Annotated in this window: 13 protein-coding genes; 8 read left to right on the top strand and 5 right to left on the bottom strand. The window is 63.8% G+C overall.

Annotated features, from left to right (window positions below):
- Positions 1–9: 9 nt before the first annotated feature.
- The gene (locus NMG80_RS22885) at positions 10–879 is read right to left on the bottom strand and encodes a LysR family transcriptional regulator (RefSeq protein WP_254020208.1); all 870 of its coding nucleotides are present in this window, start codon (positions 877–879) and stop codon (positions 10–12) included.
- A gap of 111 nt (positions 880–990) precedes the next feature.
- Between NMG80_RS22885 and NMG80_RS22880 the strand changes: the two genes are divergently transcribed.
- Positions 991–2,064: an alpha/beta fold hydrolase gene (locus NMG80_RS22880; RefSeq protein ID WP_254020207.1), complete on the top strand. Its 1,074-nt coding sequence runs from the start codon at positions 991–993 to the stop codon at positions 2,062–2,064.
- A gap of 94 nt (positions 2,065–2,158) precedes the next feature.
- On the opposite strand, the gene NMG80_RS22875 is transcribed toward NMG80_RS22880, so the two are convergent.
- On the bottom strand, positions 2,159–3,163 hold the full coding sequence (locus tag NMG80_RS22875) for a LysR family transcriptional regulator (RefSeq protein WP_254020206.1): 1,005 nt from the start codon (positions 3,161–3,163) through the stop codon (positions 2,159–2,161).
- A 143-nt stretch (positions 3,164–3,306) separates the two neighbouring features.
- Here NMG80_RS22875 and NMG80_RS22870 point away from each other — a divergent pair, with 143 nt between their 5' ends.
- Entirely contained in the window at positions 3,307–4,275 is a 969-nt protein-coding gene (locus tag NMG80_RS22870) for an MBL fold metallo-hydrolase (RefSeq protein ID WP_254020205.1), read from the top strand.
- A gap of 118 nt (positions 4,276–4,393) precedes the next feature.
- Here NMG80_RS22870 and NMG80_RS22865 read toward each other — a convergent pair whose 3' ends face one another.
- The gene (locus NMG80_RS22865) at positions 4,394–5,173 is read right to left on the bottom strand and encodes an SDR family oxidoreductase (protein ID WP_254020204.1); all 780 of its coding nucleotides are present in this window, start codon (positions 5,171–5,173) and stop codon (positions 4,394–4,396) included.
- Between the two features lie 119 nt (positions 5,174–5,292).
- Here NMG80_RS22865 and NMG80_RS22860 point away from each other — a divergent pair, with 119 nt between their 5' ends.
- Positions 5,293–6,123 (top strand): UDP-2,3-diacylglucosamine diphosphatase, encoded by an 831-nt coding sequence (locus NMG80_RS22860; protein ID WP_254020203.1) that lies wholly within the window; start codon positions 5,293–5,295, stop codon positions 6,121–6,123.
- 110 nt (positions 6,124–6,233) lie between these two features.
- Positions 6,234–7,451 (top strand): MFS transporter, encoded by a 1,218-nt coding sequence (locus NMG80_RS22855; RefSeq protein ID WP_254020202.1) that lies wholly within the window; start codon positions 6,234–6,236, stop codon positions 7,449–7,451.
- On the opposite strand, the gene dgcA is transcribed toward NMG80_RS22855, so the two are convergent.
- The gene (gene dgcA / locus NMG80_RS22850) at positions 7,422–8,405 is read right to left on the bottom strand and encodes an N-acetyl-D-Glu racemase DgcA (RefSeq protein ID WP_254020201.1); all 984 of its coding nucleotides are present in this window, start codon (positions 8,403–8,405) and stop codon (positions 7,422–7,424) included. The genes NMG80_RS22855 and dgcA overlap by 30 nt on opposite strands.
- A gap of 100 nt (positions 8,406–8,505) precedes the next feature.
- On the opposite strand from dgcA, the gene NMG80_RS22845 reads away from it, so the two are divergent.
- The 4 genes from NMG80_RS22845 (at position 8,506) to NMG80_RS22830 (ending at position 12,616) form a co-directional block, all read left to right on the top strand.
- Positions 8,506–9,693, top strand: a complete 1,188-nt coding sequence (locus NMG80_RS22845; RefSeq protein WP_254020249.1) for an MlaE family ABC transporter permease — start codon at positions 8,506–8,508, stop codon at positions 9,691–9,693.
- A gap of 1 nt (position 9,694) precedes the next feature.
- Positions 9,695–10,513 (top strand): ABC transporter ATP-binding protein, encoded by an 819-nt coding sequence (locus NMG80_RS22840; RefSeq protein ID WP_254020200.1) that lies wholly within the window; start codon positions 9,695–9,697, stop codon positions 10,511–10,513.
- A gap of 14 nt (positions 10,514–10,527) precedes the next feature.
- Positions 10,528–11,901 (top strand): MlaD family protein, encoded by a 1,374-nt coding sequence (locus NMG80_RS22835; protein WP_254020199.1) that lies wholly within the window; start codon positions 10,528–10,530, stop codon positions 11,899–11,901.
- 100 nt (positions 11,902–12,001) lie between these two features.
- The gene (locus tag NMG80_RS22830; RefSeq protein WP_436798654.1) at positions 12,002–12,616 is read left to right on the top strand and encodes an ABC-type transport auxiliary lipoprotein family protein; all 615 of its coding nucleotides are present in this window, start codon (positions 12,002–12,004) and stop codon (positions 12,614–12,616) included.
- Positions 12,617–12,763: 147 nt separating this feature from the next.
- Here the strand turns inward: NMG80_RS22830 and NMG80_RS37930 are convergent.
- Positions 12,764–15,997, bottom strand: a 3,234-nt coding sequence (locus tag NMG80_RS37930; RefSeq protein ID WP_495664011.1) for a coiled-coil domain-containing protein, incomplete at its 5' end; no start/stop codon positions are given.

Here is a 15,997-nt window from a genome sequence, read left to right as displayed (position 1 = left end):
CGCGGGCGGTCAACTCACGTCTGGACGAGCCTCAAGCAGTTTCCAGACGCTATCGACAATCGCCGGCCGTGGCCGCCGTTTCGCGATCACGGCAAGTGGCCAGGCGGGCAGCGATACGTCGGCGATCGCTGCATAGCGGACGCCCTGAAACACAAGGTGCTGCGTCGATCGTGGCAGCAGGGCCGCGCCCAAGCCGGCGGCTACGAGCGAGAGCATGGTCAGTGCCCGCGTTGCCTCCTGTATGATCCGCACCTCGAGACCAGCCTTGGTGAACGTGTCCATGATGCGGGCATGGAGCGCCGGGCCTTGTGCAGCCGGAAACATGATGAGCCCGTGGCGGGCGATGTCCGTCAGCGTCACCCCATGCGTCCGCCGGTCATCAGGCAGAACCGCGATAAGATCTTCAGCAGGAAAGTCATGGACGTCGAGACGTTCGTCAGTCCCGAGCGGCGGATGCACGAAACCGATGTCGATCTCACTCCTCGACAGCGCCGCAATCTGCTCATTGGTGGACACCTCGATGAGCTTTGGATGGATGTCCGGATATTTTTGGCGAAGCCGGGATAGGAGATGCGGCAGATGTTCGTAGAGAGCCGCCGACACGAAGCCGATCCTGATCTCGCCAGCTTCGCCGTCATGCGCTGCGCGGGCGACGTGAAGCGCCGCATCGGCGTGCAGTACCGATGCCCGCGCCTCCTCCACGAAGGCCGCGCCGGCGCGGGTCAAGGTCAGGCGGCGGTTGGCCCGCTCGAACAGCTTGACGCCGAGTTCTTTCTCCAGTCGACCGATCGATTGACTAAGCGGAGGCTGCGCCATGGCCAGCCGCAGTGCGGCACGCCCCATATGCAATTCCTCCGCAACGGCGAGGAAATGTCGCAAGTGCCGAAGTTCCATATCTTGACGATATCAAACGCGCTCAAATAGGTCATCGAAAAGATATCGAATAGCTGACAGTCTTTGCGAAACGCGATTACGGTCGGAGATATGACCATGTCCCATTTCACCGCCTTTCCTCTTGTGCTCGCAGCAGCCATGATGGCCGCGGCTCCAGTTCCGGCAGGAGAGCCGGATCTTGTCCGGGCCGACAGGTTCGTCGAACTATCGACGGGCGAGCGCCTCTTCGTCCGGGAGGTGCGCCGTCCTGGCGCAGCGACCGAAGCCAACTCCTCCGTCCTCCTGATCCATGGCGCACGCGTGCCCGGCGTTGCGTCCTTCGATCTGCCTGTTGCGGGCGGATCGCTTGCCGCCGACCTCGCGGCGGACGGGCACCTTGTCTATGTCCTGGATCTTCGCGGCTACGGCGCATCGAGCCGCCCTGCGGCCATGGACAGGCCGCCGGACAAGTCCGCTCCCCTGATGCGCACCGAAGACGTCGTGGCGGATATTTCCGCAGCGGTCGACGCCATCGCGAAATGGAGCGACGTCTCGAGGGTCAGCCTTGTCGGCTGGGCCACCGGCGGGCATTGGGCCGGCGCCTATGCCAGCCGGTTTCCGCAGACGGTTGATCGGCTCATCCTCTACAACACCCTATATGGAGGCTCAGACCAGCACCCCACCCTTGGCACCGGCTCACCGCTTGAAAATCCCGACCGGCCCGGGACGTTCAATGTCCATGCGTTCGGCGGTTATCGGCTGAGTACACGTCCAAGCCTGTTCACCGCCTGGGACGACAGCATCCCGGTCGCGGACAAGGCTCAGTGGCGCGATCCCGCGGTGGCCGCGGCCTATGGTGATGCGGCACTCGCCTCCGACGAGACGGCGTCGACGCGCCAGCCGCCGAGTTTCCGGTCACCGAGCGGCGCCATGGCCGACAGTTTCGAACTCGCGTTCGATCGCCGGCAATGGTCGGCGGCGGCGCTCACCATGCCGGTGCTCGTCATCCGCTCCGGACGGGATTTCTGGAGCCGACCGGAGGATGCGAAGACAATCGTAGACGAAGCACCAAAAGCGGAACGCCTGGACATCCCGGACGCTACGCACTTCATGCATCTCGACCGCGAGGCCGCAGGGCGCGGTGTGTTCCTCGACGCCGTGAAGCGGTTTCTCGATCGGCAGGAGGAATGACCAGGAAGGGTAGTTCATGGGTCCTGCGGGAGCAGCAGCCGCAACGGTGTCAGGTCGTCCGCCTCCAGGCTTTGCGGCTCCGTCCACCCGACAGCTACTCACCGCGCGGTTGCGGGGCTACGCCTATCTCCGCCGCGCCACATCTCGACTCTCCCGTCTCCGCCATTTCCCTGCGCATATACATGCTTTTTTTGTCATCGATGAGCGCACCCATCGCGGCGAGGTGCTCGGTGAAGCCGTCAACGAACCGCCTGACCTTCAATGGTATGAAGCGGTTCGACGGATAGACCGCATGCACGTGATGCGGTGCGTAGTGCCAGTCAGGCAGCACATATTCGAGCCGCTCTTGGGCGACGAGCGGGTCGAGTATAACCTTGTGCCCGAGGCCGATGCCGATGCCAGACAGCAGTGCCTGCTGGTTAAGGAGCGAATTGTTGGAGCACATGGCCGGCCGGATCCGCACCTCGGCCTTTTGGCCGCCTGGGCCGGTGAGCGGAACGATGTCGCGCGTCGTGATGTGGGCGTAAAGCAGGTAGTCATGCTCGGCAAGATCCTCAGGCCGCCGCGGCCTGCCCATCCGGTCGAGATAGTCCGGCGTTGCCGCGAGGCGTCGCTCCATCACACCCAGCTTGCGCACGATCAGCCGATCGTCATCGATGGTCCCCATGCGGATCACAACGTCGAGCCGCTCTGCGATTACGTCGACGAAACTGTCGGTCAGTGCCACGTCGAGCATCAGTTCCGGATAGGCGCGCTTGAACTCGATCAGATAGTTGCCGAGCACACCTGCGCCGAAGCTGGCCGGCGCGCCGACGGCAAGACGTCCGCACATCTTTGATTCGAGACAACCGACGCTGCGGTCCGCCTCCTCGAGGCGCTCGACGATGTCGCGGGCACGCTGCAGATAGCGTCGGCCGGCGTCCGTCGGAGAAACATACCGCGTCGTACGGTCAAAGAGTCGGACGCCGAGGCGCTTTTCCAATGCGCGGATCTGCTGGCTGACGGCCGGCTGGCTCAAGCCCAGCTCGCGCGCTGCCGCCGAGAAGCTGCCGGTCTCGGAGGCGCGTATGAAGCTGGTCAGCTCGGTCAGGCGGTCCATGATAGCAACTCCCCGACGTGATTAATAAGCAAGGGTAATAGCCAATATAAGATTCAGGCAAGTTCGAAAAGCTGAACCCATGAAGTAGACCCGTCTTGCTCTGACCTGGAGCCTCTACGATCCCCCCAACCGGAGATGATGCCATGACGCTTTCCCGCCGTCATTTTCTCGCCAGTGCCGGCCTAGCCGGCGGCGCCCTTCTAGCCGGCGCCTCCGTTCCGGCACTGGCCCGCGCGCCGCTGGCTCACGCCCCGACCCTTGGCGCGCTGCGCCGCAAGGTGGGTTCGATCGAGGTCACGGCGCTGCTGGACGGCTATATCGACATTGGTTCCGAGTTGGTCATCGGGCTCGCTGAGGCCGATGCGGAGCGGCTGGCTGAGGCCAGCTTCCAGAAGCCCGGACCGCGCCGCGCACCCGTCAATGCATATCTCATCAATCTGGGCGACCGTCTGGTGCTCGTCGACGCCGGTACGTCGGACAGCATGGGCCCGTCACTCGGCCGACTTCCGGCCGCTATCGAGGCGGCCGGCGTCTCTCCGGACCAAATCGACACATTGCTGATTACCCACATGCATCCCGACCATATCAACGGCGTGCTGACTCCCGCCGGCCAGGCGCTGTTTCCCAATGCCGAGCTCATCGTCACCGCCGCCGATTACGCCTTCTGGCATGACGACGCGAACATGAACCAAGCGCCGGACGAGGCAAAGCCGTTCTTTATCGGGGCACGCCGGGCTGCCGCCGCTTATGCGGACCGCCTGCGGCAAGTGGACGGCGAGCGCGAGGCGGTCGGCTCGATCCGCACCGTACCATTGCCCGGCCACACGCCGGGCCATGCCGGCTTCATCGTCGAATCGGACGGCGAGGCGCTGTTCGTCTGGGGCGATGTCGTGCACATGGCGAGCTACCAGTTCGCGCGCCCGGACTGGAGCATCGCCTTCGATGTCGATTCCAAGCTGGCTGCCGAAACGCGCAAGCGGACGCTCGACCGGGTCGCTGCTGACCGGATGCTGATCGCCGGCATGCATTTGCCGTTCCCCGGCATCGGCCATGTGGCGCGCGATGGCGACGCCTATCGCTTCGTGCCGGACGAATGGCCCTATTCACTGTAGCGGCGGCCAGCGCGGGAAGGGGCCATCATATCCCTGCTTTCAGGGCCGTCGCTTCCTGACAAGAACGGCCGAGATGGATCGTCTCCCGGCGTTCCCAGCGGGTACCAAGCGTTAGGGACTAGAACGCGCTGACGTAGAGGCCACCATCGACCGGTATGTTCTGACCGGTCAGGTAGCCGGCATGAACCGAGCACAGGAAGGCGCAGATCTGGCCGAATTCCTCCGGCGTGCCGAGCCGCTTGGCCGGAACGTTGGCTGCTGCCTGGGTCTTGCGTGCGGCGGCGGCAGCCGGATCTTCCGGTGTGCCCGCTTCGCGCGCGGGGCGCAGCCGGTCGGTGTCTAGCTTGCCCGGCAGCATGTTGTTGATCGTCACGTTGCGGTCGATCACCGTCCGCGCGACGCCGGCAAGGAACGAGGTCAGGCCGGCGCGCGCGCCGGACGACAGATCGAGCCCTGGAATGGGAACATAGACTGACAGCGAGGTGATGTTGACGATGCGGCCGAAGCCGCGCTTGGCCATGCCGTCGATCACAGCCTGAACCAGTTCGACCGGGGTCACCATGTTCTGGGTGACGCCTTCGAGGATTTTTTCGCGGTCGAGCTCGCGGAAATCGCGAAGCGGCGGTCCGCCATTGTTGTTGACGAGGATATCGGGATCGGGACAGGCGGCAAGCAGCGCCTTCTGCACCTCGGGCTTCGACACGTCGCCGACGATCTCGGTCACCTCAACGCCAAATCTTTCGCGCAGTTCGGCGGCGGTCTTGGCCAGTTGGTCGGCGTTGCGCCCGTTGACGACCAGATCACAGCCGGCCTCGGCCAGCGCCATGGCGCAACCGCGCCCAAGGCCCTTGCTCGAAGCACAGACGATGGCCTTTTTTCCGCGAATACCGAGATCCATGGCGATTTCTCCACTGATTGGGGTCGCAACCTACTCTTGGGGCTGGACCAATCGCAACCGTCATACGGTTGTTGCATGAATCGGGGCATAGGCTGCACGAGAGCAACGGTGAGAATCCAATGCCTGGCGCAGAGCCCCGCACATTCCGCAGCATGTTCATCTCCGACGTCCATCTCGGTTCGAAGGCGGCGAAGGCCGAGTTCCTGATCGATTTCCTGCGCCATCACGACGCCGATATCATCTATCTCGTCGGCGACATCGTCGACGGCTGGCGGCTGAGACGGAACTGGCACTGGCCGCAAAGCCACAATGACGTCGTCCAGAAATTGCTGCGCAAGGCGCGAAAGGGCGCCAGCATCACCTACATCGCCGGCAATCACGACGAATTCGCGCGCCAGTTTCAGGGCGTGCATTTCGGCGGCATCGTCGTCGCCGACCGCGTCATCCACGAGACCGCCGACGGGAAACGCTTTCTTGTCATCCATGGCGACCAGTTCGACACCGTCGTCCACAATGCGCGCTGGCTGGCCTATCTCGGCGACTACGCCTATGACGCGGCGATGCTGGTCAACCGCGTGGTGACGCGGCTCCGCCAGGTGCTTGGCCTGCCATACTGGTCGTTTTCGTCCTGGGCCAAGGTCAACGTCAAGAAGGCGGTGAATTTCATCGGCTCGTTCCAGACCATGCTGACCGAGGAAGCGCGCCGCTCGCATGTCGACGGCGTGATCTGCGGTCACATCCACCATGCCGCGATCGAGAGCTACGAGGACGTGCAATACATCAACACCGGCGACTGGGTGGAGAGCTGCACCGCGGTGGTCGAGCATTTCGACGGCCAGATGGAGATCCTGCACTGGTCGCACGTCCTGCCGGAGGCTCCGGTCGGCAGCGAAGTGCTGGTGCCGATCGACATCGTCGCCATCAAGGGCAGGGCAGTTCAGGCTGCCTGACGCGATGAAGCGTTAGTCCAGGCGGTTTCATCGCTTTTTTCGCCATGTTATGGGATCGGCGTGCGTTGGCTGGCCGGCCGGTCGAATGCTGCGCGACGGATTGCCTGTTGATGTCCTCCCTGCCGCCGCTTTCACCCGAACAGCTCGTCAAGCCGCGTCATTTCGAACTGCGCATGGGCCTGATCTTCTTCACGCTTTTCGTGCCGCTCGGGATACATTTGCCATACTTTCCTCTGTGGCTGCAGGCAAACGGTTTTGATGCCGAGCAGATAGCGGTGGTTCTCGCGGCACCGATGTTCCTGCGCGTGGTGACGACGCCATTGCTTACGGCACTGGCCGACAGGGCGAGCGACCGCGCCCATGTCTATGTCGCGCTGATGGCCGCATCGCTGGCGCTGTCCGCCGGTTATTTCTTGACGCCGAGCTATGCCATGGTGCTGGCAGTTTCGCTGGCGCTTACTGTCGCCTGGACGCCGCATTCGCCGATCGCCGATTCGCTGGCGCTGTCGGGGGTGCGCCGCTTCGGCTCGAACTATGCAAACATGCGCAAATGGGGATCGATCTCCTATCTGTGCGCAAATCTTGCCGGCGGTTTCATCCTGTCGGCGACCGGCGCCCAGGCTGTTCCGGTGATCATCTTCGTGGCCTTTGGCGCCGCACTTGTCGTCGCACTGATCGCGCCGCGGCTCGGCCGTCCCCGCCGTGCCTCGCCGCTTTCGGCTGCCGACATCCAGCACTCGGCGCCAAAACTCCTCAACGGCTATTTCCTGTATTTCTCCATCGGCGTCGGCGTCATCACCGCAAGCCACGCGTTTCTCTACGGTTTTGTGTCGATCTACTGGAAATCGATCGGCATCGGCGATTCCGTGGTCGGGCTGCTTTGGGGTTGGGGTGTCCTGGCCGAGATCGGCATGTTCATGATCTTCACCCGGGTTTTCGGTTCCTTCTCGGTCGTGTCGATCATGGTGATGGCGGGAATAGGCGCGATCGTGCGCTGGATTGCCTTTCCCTTGATCTGGCCGCTTGGCCTTGGCGTTGGCGGGTTTTTCGCAGTCCAGACGCTGCACGGGGTTTCGGTGGCGCTGGTGCTGATCGGCCTGCAGAAAATGATCGGTGAGACGGTCGCGGAGGAACGCACCGGGGCCGCGCAAGGCATCGCCTATTCCTCCAACGGCTTTTTCACCGCCGTGGTGACGCTCCTGTCCGGCCCGCTTTACGACCGCTTCGGCGTGGACGGCTTTTTTGCCATGATCCCGATCGCCCTGGTCGGCCTTGTGCTGATCGGGCTTGCGGCGCGTTCAGCCCCACAGCGCCGGATCGGGCGGTGACACCAGCGAACCCTGGTAGACAAGGCCAGGCGCACGGTCGCGGGCAAGCAGCAGCGGACCGTCGAGATCGACGAAATCGGCATCCTGGGCCAACAGCACCGCCGGCGCCATGGCCAATGACGTGCCGACCATGCAGCCGACCATGATGCCAAAACCCAGTTCACGGGCGCGATCGCGAAGGACAAGGGCAGCGGTCAAGCCGCCCGACTTGTCGAGCTTGATGTTGACCGCATCGTAAAGGCCGACAAGCGAGGCAAGGCCCTGTGCCTCATGCACGCTTTCATCGGCGCAGATCGGCAGCGGATGCGCGATTTGGCGAAGGATGCCGTCACGGCCCGCCGGCAGCGGCTGTTCGATCAGCGCGATGCCGTGCTCGGCGGCAAAGGCTAGGTTTGCAACGATGTTGTCGTCGCTCCAGCCCTCATTGGCGTCCAGGATGATGCGGCTCGCCGGTGCCGCCTCCCTGACCGCGCGGATGCGAGCCATATCGTTGTCGCCGCCGATCTTGACCTTGAGCAGCGGGCGCAGCGCGTTGGCGCGGGCCTGGGCTGCCATTGCTTCGGGCTCCGCGAGCGACACCGTGTAGGCCGTCTCAAGCGCCCTCGGCGGCGCCATACAGATGCTGGAAGCCACCGGCTTGCCTGTGATCTTCGCCTCCAGGTCCCATAGCGCGCAGTCGACGGCGTTGCGCGCCGCGCCCGCCGGCATGGCGTCGAGCAGCGCGGCCCGGCTGATGCCGCCTTGAATCTGCTCCCGCATCGCCCCGATCGCGTCCCGCACACCGTCGATGGTTTCGTCATAGCGTTTGTAGGGGACGCATTCGCCGCGCCCGCTCTGGCCGTCCTCGCGGATCGTCACTGTGATGACCTCGGCTTCGGTTTTCGAACCGCGCGAGATGGTGAAGGTACCCGCGATGGGAAAGCGCTCGGACTCGACCGAAATGACACGCGCCATATTTTTCTGCTCCGGCTGTGCGACAACTAACTTGTCGGCAAATCGACAGGTGGGTTCTGTCAGGGTAAACAGATTGGCCCGTCAGGCTAAACAGGACGCCATGTTGACGATCCGCAAACGCGACGCAAGCGGCACGACCGCCAAGGAGGCCGACCACCAGCCGCGCGTTGTGGTCGGCGAGGATGGCGGCGTCCTCGGCTGCGCTTTCTCCGGGACCTGGACGACACGCACCGTGGCGCTCGTCGATGCCGAGATGCGCAAGATCGAGCAACGCAGCGGCTTTCAGACGCTGGCGCTCGACCTTTCGCATATCGAGAAGATGGATACCGCCGGGGCCTGGGTGATCGACCGTCTGGTCAGCGCCTTCGAAAAGCAGGGTGTGAAAATCACGATGCAGGGGCAAAGCGAGATTGCCTCGATCCTGCTCGGCGCTGTGGGTGACGCCGTTCGACGCGAACCTGATTCCGGCAGCGTTGGGCCGCCGAACATCGTCATTCGCGGGCTCGAGGCGGTTGGCCGGCGCGTCTATGAGATGCGTGACGATTTCCTGGCCGCGATGAACATACTGGGCGCCACGATACGCGGCGCGCAGATGAAGCTTGGCCGCGGCCATGCGGTCAATCCGGCAGCGATCTTCAACCAGATGGACCGCATGGGCGTCGGCGCCATCCCGGTGGTCGTGCTGATGTCGGCCATCGTTGGGGCGATCGTCGCTCAGCAAGGCGCCTATCAGCTCAGCTATTTCGGTGCCGATATCTTCGTCGTCGACCTTGTCGGCGTGCTGATCCTGCGCGAGCTCGGCGTGCTGATGACTGCGATCATGATCGCCGGCCGTTCGGGCAGCGCCATCACGGCTGAAATCGGCTCGATGAAAATGCGCGAGGAGGTCGACGCGCTGAAGGTCATCGGGCTTAATCCAATCGGCGTTCTGGTGTTTCCGCGGCTGGTCGCGCTGGTGATCGCACTGCCTTGCCTGACGATCATCGCCAATTTCGCCGCACTTGGCGGCGGCATCGCGGCGGCATGGCTCTATTCCGACATCGCACCGGCCGCCTTCATCGACCGGCTGCGCGTTGCCATCGATCTCAGCACCATCTTTGCCGGGCTGATCAAGGCGCCGTTCATGGCCATGATCATCGGCACGATCGCCTCCGTCGAAGGCATGAAGGTCGGCGGCAGCGCCGAATCGCTCGGGCAGCACGTGACTGCTTCGGTGGTGAAGTCGATCTTCGTGGTGATCATTCTCGACGGGCTTTTCGCAATGTTCTATGCAGCGATCGAGTTCTGACATGGCGCTGCTTGGCACAAAGCCGACCAAGACTACGCAAACGGCCGAAGAGGACGAGATCGTGCTTTCCGCGCACGACATCACCGTCTCCTTCGGCGACAAGGTCATTCTCGACAAATTGTCGCTCCATATAAGGCGTGGCGAAATTCTCGGCTTCGTCGGCGCCTCGGGCGCCGGCAAGTCGGTTCTCCTGCGCACCATCCTCGGGCTGGTGCACAAGCAGTCGGGGACGATCAAGCTGTTCGGCGTCGATGTCGAGAAGGCGAGCGAGAGGGAGCGTCTTCGCATCGACATGCGGCTTGGCGTCCTGTTTCAGCACGGCGCGCTCTTCTCGGCGCTCACGGTCCTCGAAAACGTGCAGGTGCCGATGCGCGAATATCTCGATCTGCCGAAAAAGCTGATGGACGAGCTGGCCATGCTCAAGGTCGAACTGGTCGGGTTGCCGCCGGATGCGGCGCAGAAATTCCCGTCCGAGCTTTCCGGCGGCATGATCAAGCGTGCGGCGCTGGCGCGCGCGCTGGCGCTCGACCCCGACATCGTGTTCCTCGACGAGCCGACATCCGGCCTCGATCCGATCAGCGCGGCTGAGTTCGACGAACTGGTCGTCAAACTGCGCGATACCATGGATCTGACCGTGTACATGGTCACGCACGATCTCGACACGCTGTTCACCGCTTGTGACCGGGTGGCCGTGCTTGGCAACAAGAAAGTGCTGGTCGAAGGCACGATCGACGACATGCTCAAAAGCGAGGAACCCTGGGTGAAATCCTATTTTCGCGGAAAACGTGCGCGGCAACTTGATCTTGCAGCCCGCGCATAGCCATAAGTGGGTAAATGGAAACCAGAGCCAACTACGTTATTGTCGGCATTTTCACGCTGGCCGCGATCCTGGCAGCATTCGCGTTCGTCTATTGGACGGCCGCGATCGGCGACAGGGGTGAGACGGCGATGCTGCAGGTGCGCATTCCGGGATCGGCTTCCGGCCTCGGCCGCGGCAGTTTCGTGCTGTTCAATGGCGTCAGGGTCGGGGATGTCAGGCGCGTCTATATCGACCCCGCCAATCCGAACGACGCCATAGCCGAAGCCGAAATAGGCAGGAACACGCCGATCACCAAATCGACGCAGGCCGATATCGGCCTTGCTACCCTCACCGGTCAGGCCAATATCGAACTTAGGGGCGCTGACCCCAAGGAGGTAAACCTTCTCGACCAGGCGGAGCAGGAGGGCCGCGTCGCCGAGATCGTCGCCAACCCGTCGGCGGTCACCAACCTGTTGCAGACGGCGCAAAACATCTTCACCCGCGCCGATACGGTTCTCACCCAGCTCGAAGGCTTCACCAGGGACGTTCGCGGGCCGCTGACGCAGACCGTCAACAATGTGCAGACCTTCTCCGACGCGCTGGCCAAGAATTCCGACGGCATCGACAAATTCCTCGCCAGCGTCAGTTCGCTGTCGGAGGAGCTGAGGGGCGTCTCGGGCAAGCTCGACGGCACGCTGAAGGCGGCGGAAGGGCTGCTCAACGCCGTCGACAAGGATCAGATCAAGAGCATCGTCGCCAATGTCGATACCGTGACCACGAACCTGAAGGAAACCAGCAAGCAGTTCGACAGGGTCGTCAGGAATGTCGACACCGCGGTGGGGTCGATCAACGATTTCGCGCAACGGACGCAAGGCACGCTGGCCAAGGTCGACGGCGTTCTCGACGGCATCGATCCGGCACAGGTCCGCACGGCGCTGGCCAACATCCAGAAGGCCAGCGAAAACGCCAACGAGGCTGCCGCCGACATCGCCAAGGTGACCAACAAATTCGCCAACCGGGCCGACGATATCGACCAGACGATCAAGGACGCGCAGCAGCTCGCGGAGCGCCTCAACGACGCTTCGGTGCGTGTCGACGGCATCCTCGTCAAGGTCGATACATTGCTCGGCTCAGGCCAGGCCGACGGCATGATAGCCGATGCCAGGAATACACTGAAATCGTTCAAGCAGGTCGCCGACACGCTGAACGCCCGCCTCGGCACCATCACCGACAATCTGGCGCGATTCTCCGGCCAGGGCCTGCAGGACGTCGAAGCGCTGGTCCAGGACAGCCGTCGTTCGATCAACCGCATCGAAGAGGCGGTGACGGATCTCAGCCGCAATCCGCAGCGAATCCTGTCAGGCGGCGAAGGCGAGGTTCGGCAATTCGATGGCAGGGTGCGGCGTTGACTTCGGCTTTCGCCGGCCCCAAGAACGGCAGGCAAGTACGCTGCGGACGCGATTTGCTCATTCGATTCGGGGACAACGGGGATCGCGTGTGAAGTCGGTCGTGCTTAAATTGGGCGGGGTCAAATCGGGCGGGCTCAAAGCGGGTGTGGCATTTCTTGCGCTTTCGCTGGCCGGTTGCGCGTTTTTGCCGGGCGGCGGCCCGGCGCCCCTGGACACATTCGAACTGTCGGCGCCGTCGCTCGACGCGCGCGGCCGCGGCCGCCAACAGATCCTCATCGCCCAGCCTTCCGCGCTCAAGGCGCTGGACAGCCAGAACATCGTCATCAAACCTTCGGTGCGCTCGATCCAGTACCTCAAGGGAGCGCAATGGGCCGACCGGCTGCCGCTGATCGTGCAGGCGCGGTTGGCCGAGACATTCCAGCGCTCGGGCAGTTTCGCCGGCGTCGGCAAGCCGGGCGAGGGCCTGGCGATCGACTATCAGGTGATCGTCGAGGTCCGTTCCTTCGAAGTCCGCGTCGACGGTGGCGAACATGCCGAAGTCGAGCTGTTCGTGCGGATATTGAACGACCGCAATGGCGAGGTGCGCGCCTCCAAGAGCTTTACCGCGACCGCACCGGTCTCGGGCAGCGGCAATCAGGCCTATGTCGGCGCGCTCGACAGGGCGTTCGGCGTTGCCGCCAAGGACATCGTCCGCTGGACCGATTCGGTGATCTGACCACAGCCGGAGCGGCCGGGCGCGGCACTCAATTGTCGCAGCCGGCGCTGCCCCTCATCGCCCTGCCGGGCATTTCTCCCCGTATAGTGACTGTCATTATACGGGGAGAAGGTGTGGCAGGCGGGTGAGGGGCAGTGCCAACGCTGATCAATGCAGGCGGCCACTGGCATGGGCAAGCATCGTATAGACCTTGCCGGTGTCCGACGTCAGGTAGGTCTGCGCCATCATGTTGTCGCGATCGTTGCGCGACACGTCCTTGAGCAGCTTTTCGAAGTCATCGCAGTAACGGTCGACGGCGGCGCGGAATTCCGCCTCCATCTGATATTTGCGGCGAATCTCGTCGAACGTCTGCTGGCCCTTCAGCGTGTAGAGACGCCGGGTGAACACGTCACGCTCGCCGCTCCGGTAGCGGTTCCACAACTCGATCGAGGCGTCGTGATCGATGGCACGGGCGATGTCGACGGAAAGCGAGTTGAGCGACTCCACGACATGAAGGGGCGAGCGCTGGGCAGGGGCCGCCGAGCGTGGCGCTTCCGAAGGTGCCGCGGGCTTGGCTGCCTCTTCGCGCGACGCCCCGGTCAAGAGATCGCGCACCCAGCCGCCCTGCGGCGTACGGCCATTAGGGTCGCGCTGGCGCGGCGCCGTCTCCGAAGGGCGTTCCAGGTCGAGCGTGCCGCGCAGTGCGGTGTCACCCGGCGGCGCCTGCGGGGCAAGCGGTTCCGGGGCCGGAGGACGACGCAGCGGCTCAGTGGCGCGCGGGGCAGGCGTTTGCTGTGCCGGACGCAGGTTGCGCGGCTCGGAGGAGTCGGTGCTGCGGCCAGATTTCGCAACGATTTCAGAGAGTTCCTTCAGCGCGTTGATCTGCTCGGAAACGGCACGGCGGATGGCCGTGGTCGACTCCTTTGCCTCTTCCGGCATCTCGATGACACCCTTCTTGAGCTCGGCGCGGGTAAGGTCGAGTTCGCTCTTGATCGAGCTGGCGGTGCGTCGCATCTCCTCGGTCGCGTCGGCAAAGCGCTTGGTTGCCGAATCGACGACGTCGGCAATGGAGGTTCGGATCTTGTCCGCCGACTCCAGCGTCTTGCCTTCGGCGTTCTGCAACGTCTGGCCGACCAGATCCTCGAACGAGCGCATGACTTTTTCGAGATCCTCCGACTTCTTGACCAGGCCGACGGCGAGGTCCTCCAGCGACGACTGCCTTTCCAGCGTGTGTTCGAGGTTGCTCTGGGCCGAGCTCAACAGGTCCGAAGCACTGGACAGCAATCGGCTGTGCTCGTCGAACTTGGTGGCGATCGAGGCAACCTCGCGCAAGGTCGAGGATGACAGCTCGGTAAGCCGCGTCGTGTTCGAATCGACCAGACGCGCCGAGCTGGCGAACGTCTGCGCGGCTTTTTCCGTTGTCGCCGCAAAGCTTTGCGTGCTGCCGGTCAGGCGTTCGTCGACCTGGCCGAGATTGGCCGCCGCCTGTTCGATAAGCTGGCCGAGCTGTGCGCTCGAGGTGCTCATGCGGCCGATGAGGTCGGCGACGCTGTCGGCGAGCGTCGAGCGCGCCCCTTCGACGGCCGACAATGTTTCGGCCGTGCGGCTGGCGAGCGCGTCGACCAGTGCGGCGTTTTCGCTGCGCAGCTTCTCGGTGGCGCGTTCGGTCATCTCTTCCATGCTCTTTTGCAGTTCCGAGCCGCCCAGGGCGAAGCGCTCGACCAGAGGCCGTGCCGTTTCGTCGAGGATTTTCGAGATCTCGGCCGAACGTGCCGCAAGCATGGTGTTGAGCTCGCGGGTGTTGGTGCCGATGGTCTTCGCCGCGTCGTTGGTGCTCTGGCCGATATGCTGGCCGACGGCAGTGAAGGTTTCGGCGATCGAGTTGGCGCGCGAAATGAGCTGCGCCTCGGCACTCGAAACCTGCTCGTTGAGCTTCTGGCCTATCGTTTCGGTGGTGTAGACCAGACGGTTTTCGACGCCGGCAACCTGCTCCTCGACGCGAGCCGCCGCAGCCGCCGCGCTGGAGGCCAGGCGCTCGTCGGCGCCGGCGAGCGCCTGCTCGATTTCACGGGCGTGGACGGCCAATTCCTGACCGGTCTGCCTCGCACGTTCGGCAACCCGCTGCTCGGTGCTGGCAAACGCCCCGACGATGTTGTCGGCATGTTCTCCGATCGTCGACGTGCTGTCGGCGATACGGGACACCAGGCGGTGATCCGCCTCCTCGAAAATACGGCCGATCTCGGACGCGCGGGCCGACAGCGCTTCCGAACCTTCGGCGATGCGCGAGATCAGCTGTTGGTCGGCGGCATCGAAAATGCGGCCAAGGTCCGATGCCCGCGCTGCGAGCGCTTCGGCCGATTCGCCGATGCGCACGCTGAGCTGTTCGTCGGCGCCTTCGAAATTGCGCAGGATGTCGCCGGCGCGTGCCGCCAGCGACTGCGCCGTTTCGACCGCGCGGGCAACCAGCTTCTGGTCCGCCGCATCGAATGTACCGGCGATCTCGCTGGCACGGGCAGCCAGTTGGTCGGCCGTTTCCTGGGCGCGCGCCAGCAACGAGTTCGAGGTGTCGTCGACGCGGGCCATGATTGCGCTCGATGTATCCTCGGCGCGGGCAACGAGCGCGCTCGACGTGTCTTCGGCACGTGCGGCGAGGCGGCGATCCGCTTCCTCGAAGGTGCGTGCGATATCCTCCGCCCTGGCGAGCAGCGCAGCAGAGGTCTGCTCGGCGCGTTCGGCGATCTGGCGATCGGCGTCGCTGAACGCAGCACCCGCCTGCTCATGCAGCGCACTGGTGACTTCCATGACTTTTTCGCGCAACGCTCCGGCAACGAAGACGGCGCTCTTTTCGAGCACGTTGCGGACGTTGTCGACACCGGTCGACAGCGCGCGCTCCATGGTCCCGGCGCGCTCCTCGATGATGCCGGTCTGGCGGCTGAACGCCTGCTCGATCTTTTCGACGTCGGCGGCAATGGCGTCCGAGATGTCGGTGCTTCTGGCGGCGATCTGGTCGATATGGCCGGACAGGGACCGGTCGACTTCCTTGCGCGTATCGGCGAGCCTGGAGAGATCGTCCTCCAGCGCACGGGTCAGCGCGTCGCGGCCTTCGGCCAGCTTGCCGACGTGCCCGGCGATGATGTCGTCTATGTCGCTGCGGCTCGCCGCAATTTTCTGCAGGTCTGCTTCCAGCGCACGTCTGAGAATGTCGCGGCCCTCGGCCAGCTTCTCGACCTGGCCGGCAACCAGCCCGTCGATGCTCGACCGGCTTTCCGCCAACTTGGCGAGATCGTCTTCAAGCGCCTTGGACAGGATCGAGCGGTCCTGGATGAGCTTCGCGGCGTGGCTGTTTACAAGACCGTTGACGCTGCCGAGATCGGTCTCCAGCGCCCGCTCAATCTCTGCGCG

This window comes from Mesorhizobium escarrei, from assembly GCF_935825525.1.
Classification (GTDB): Bacteria; Pseudomonadota; Alphaproteobacteria; order Rhizobiales; family Rhizobiaceae; genus Mesorhizobium; species Mesorhizobium escarrei.
Note: the sequence above shows the minus strand (reverse complement) of the source record. Positions and strands in the feature narration are given on the sequence as shown.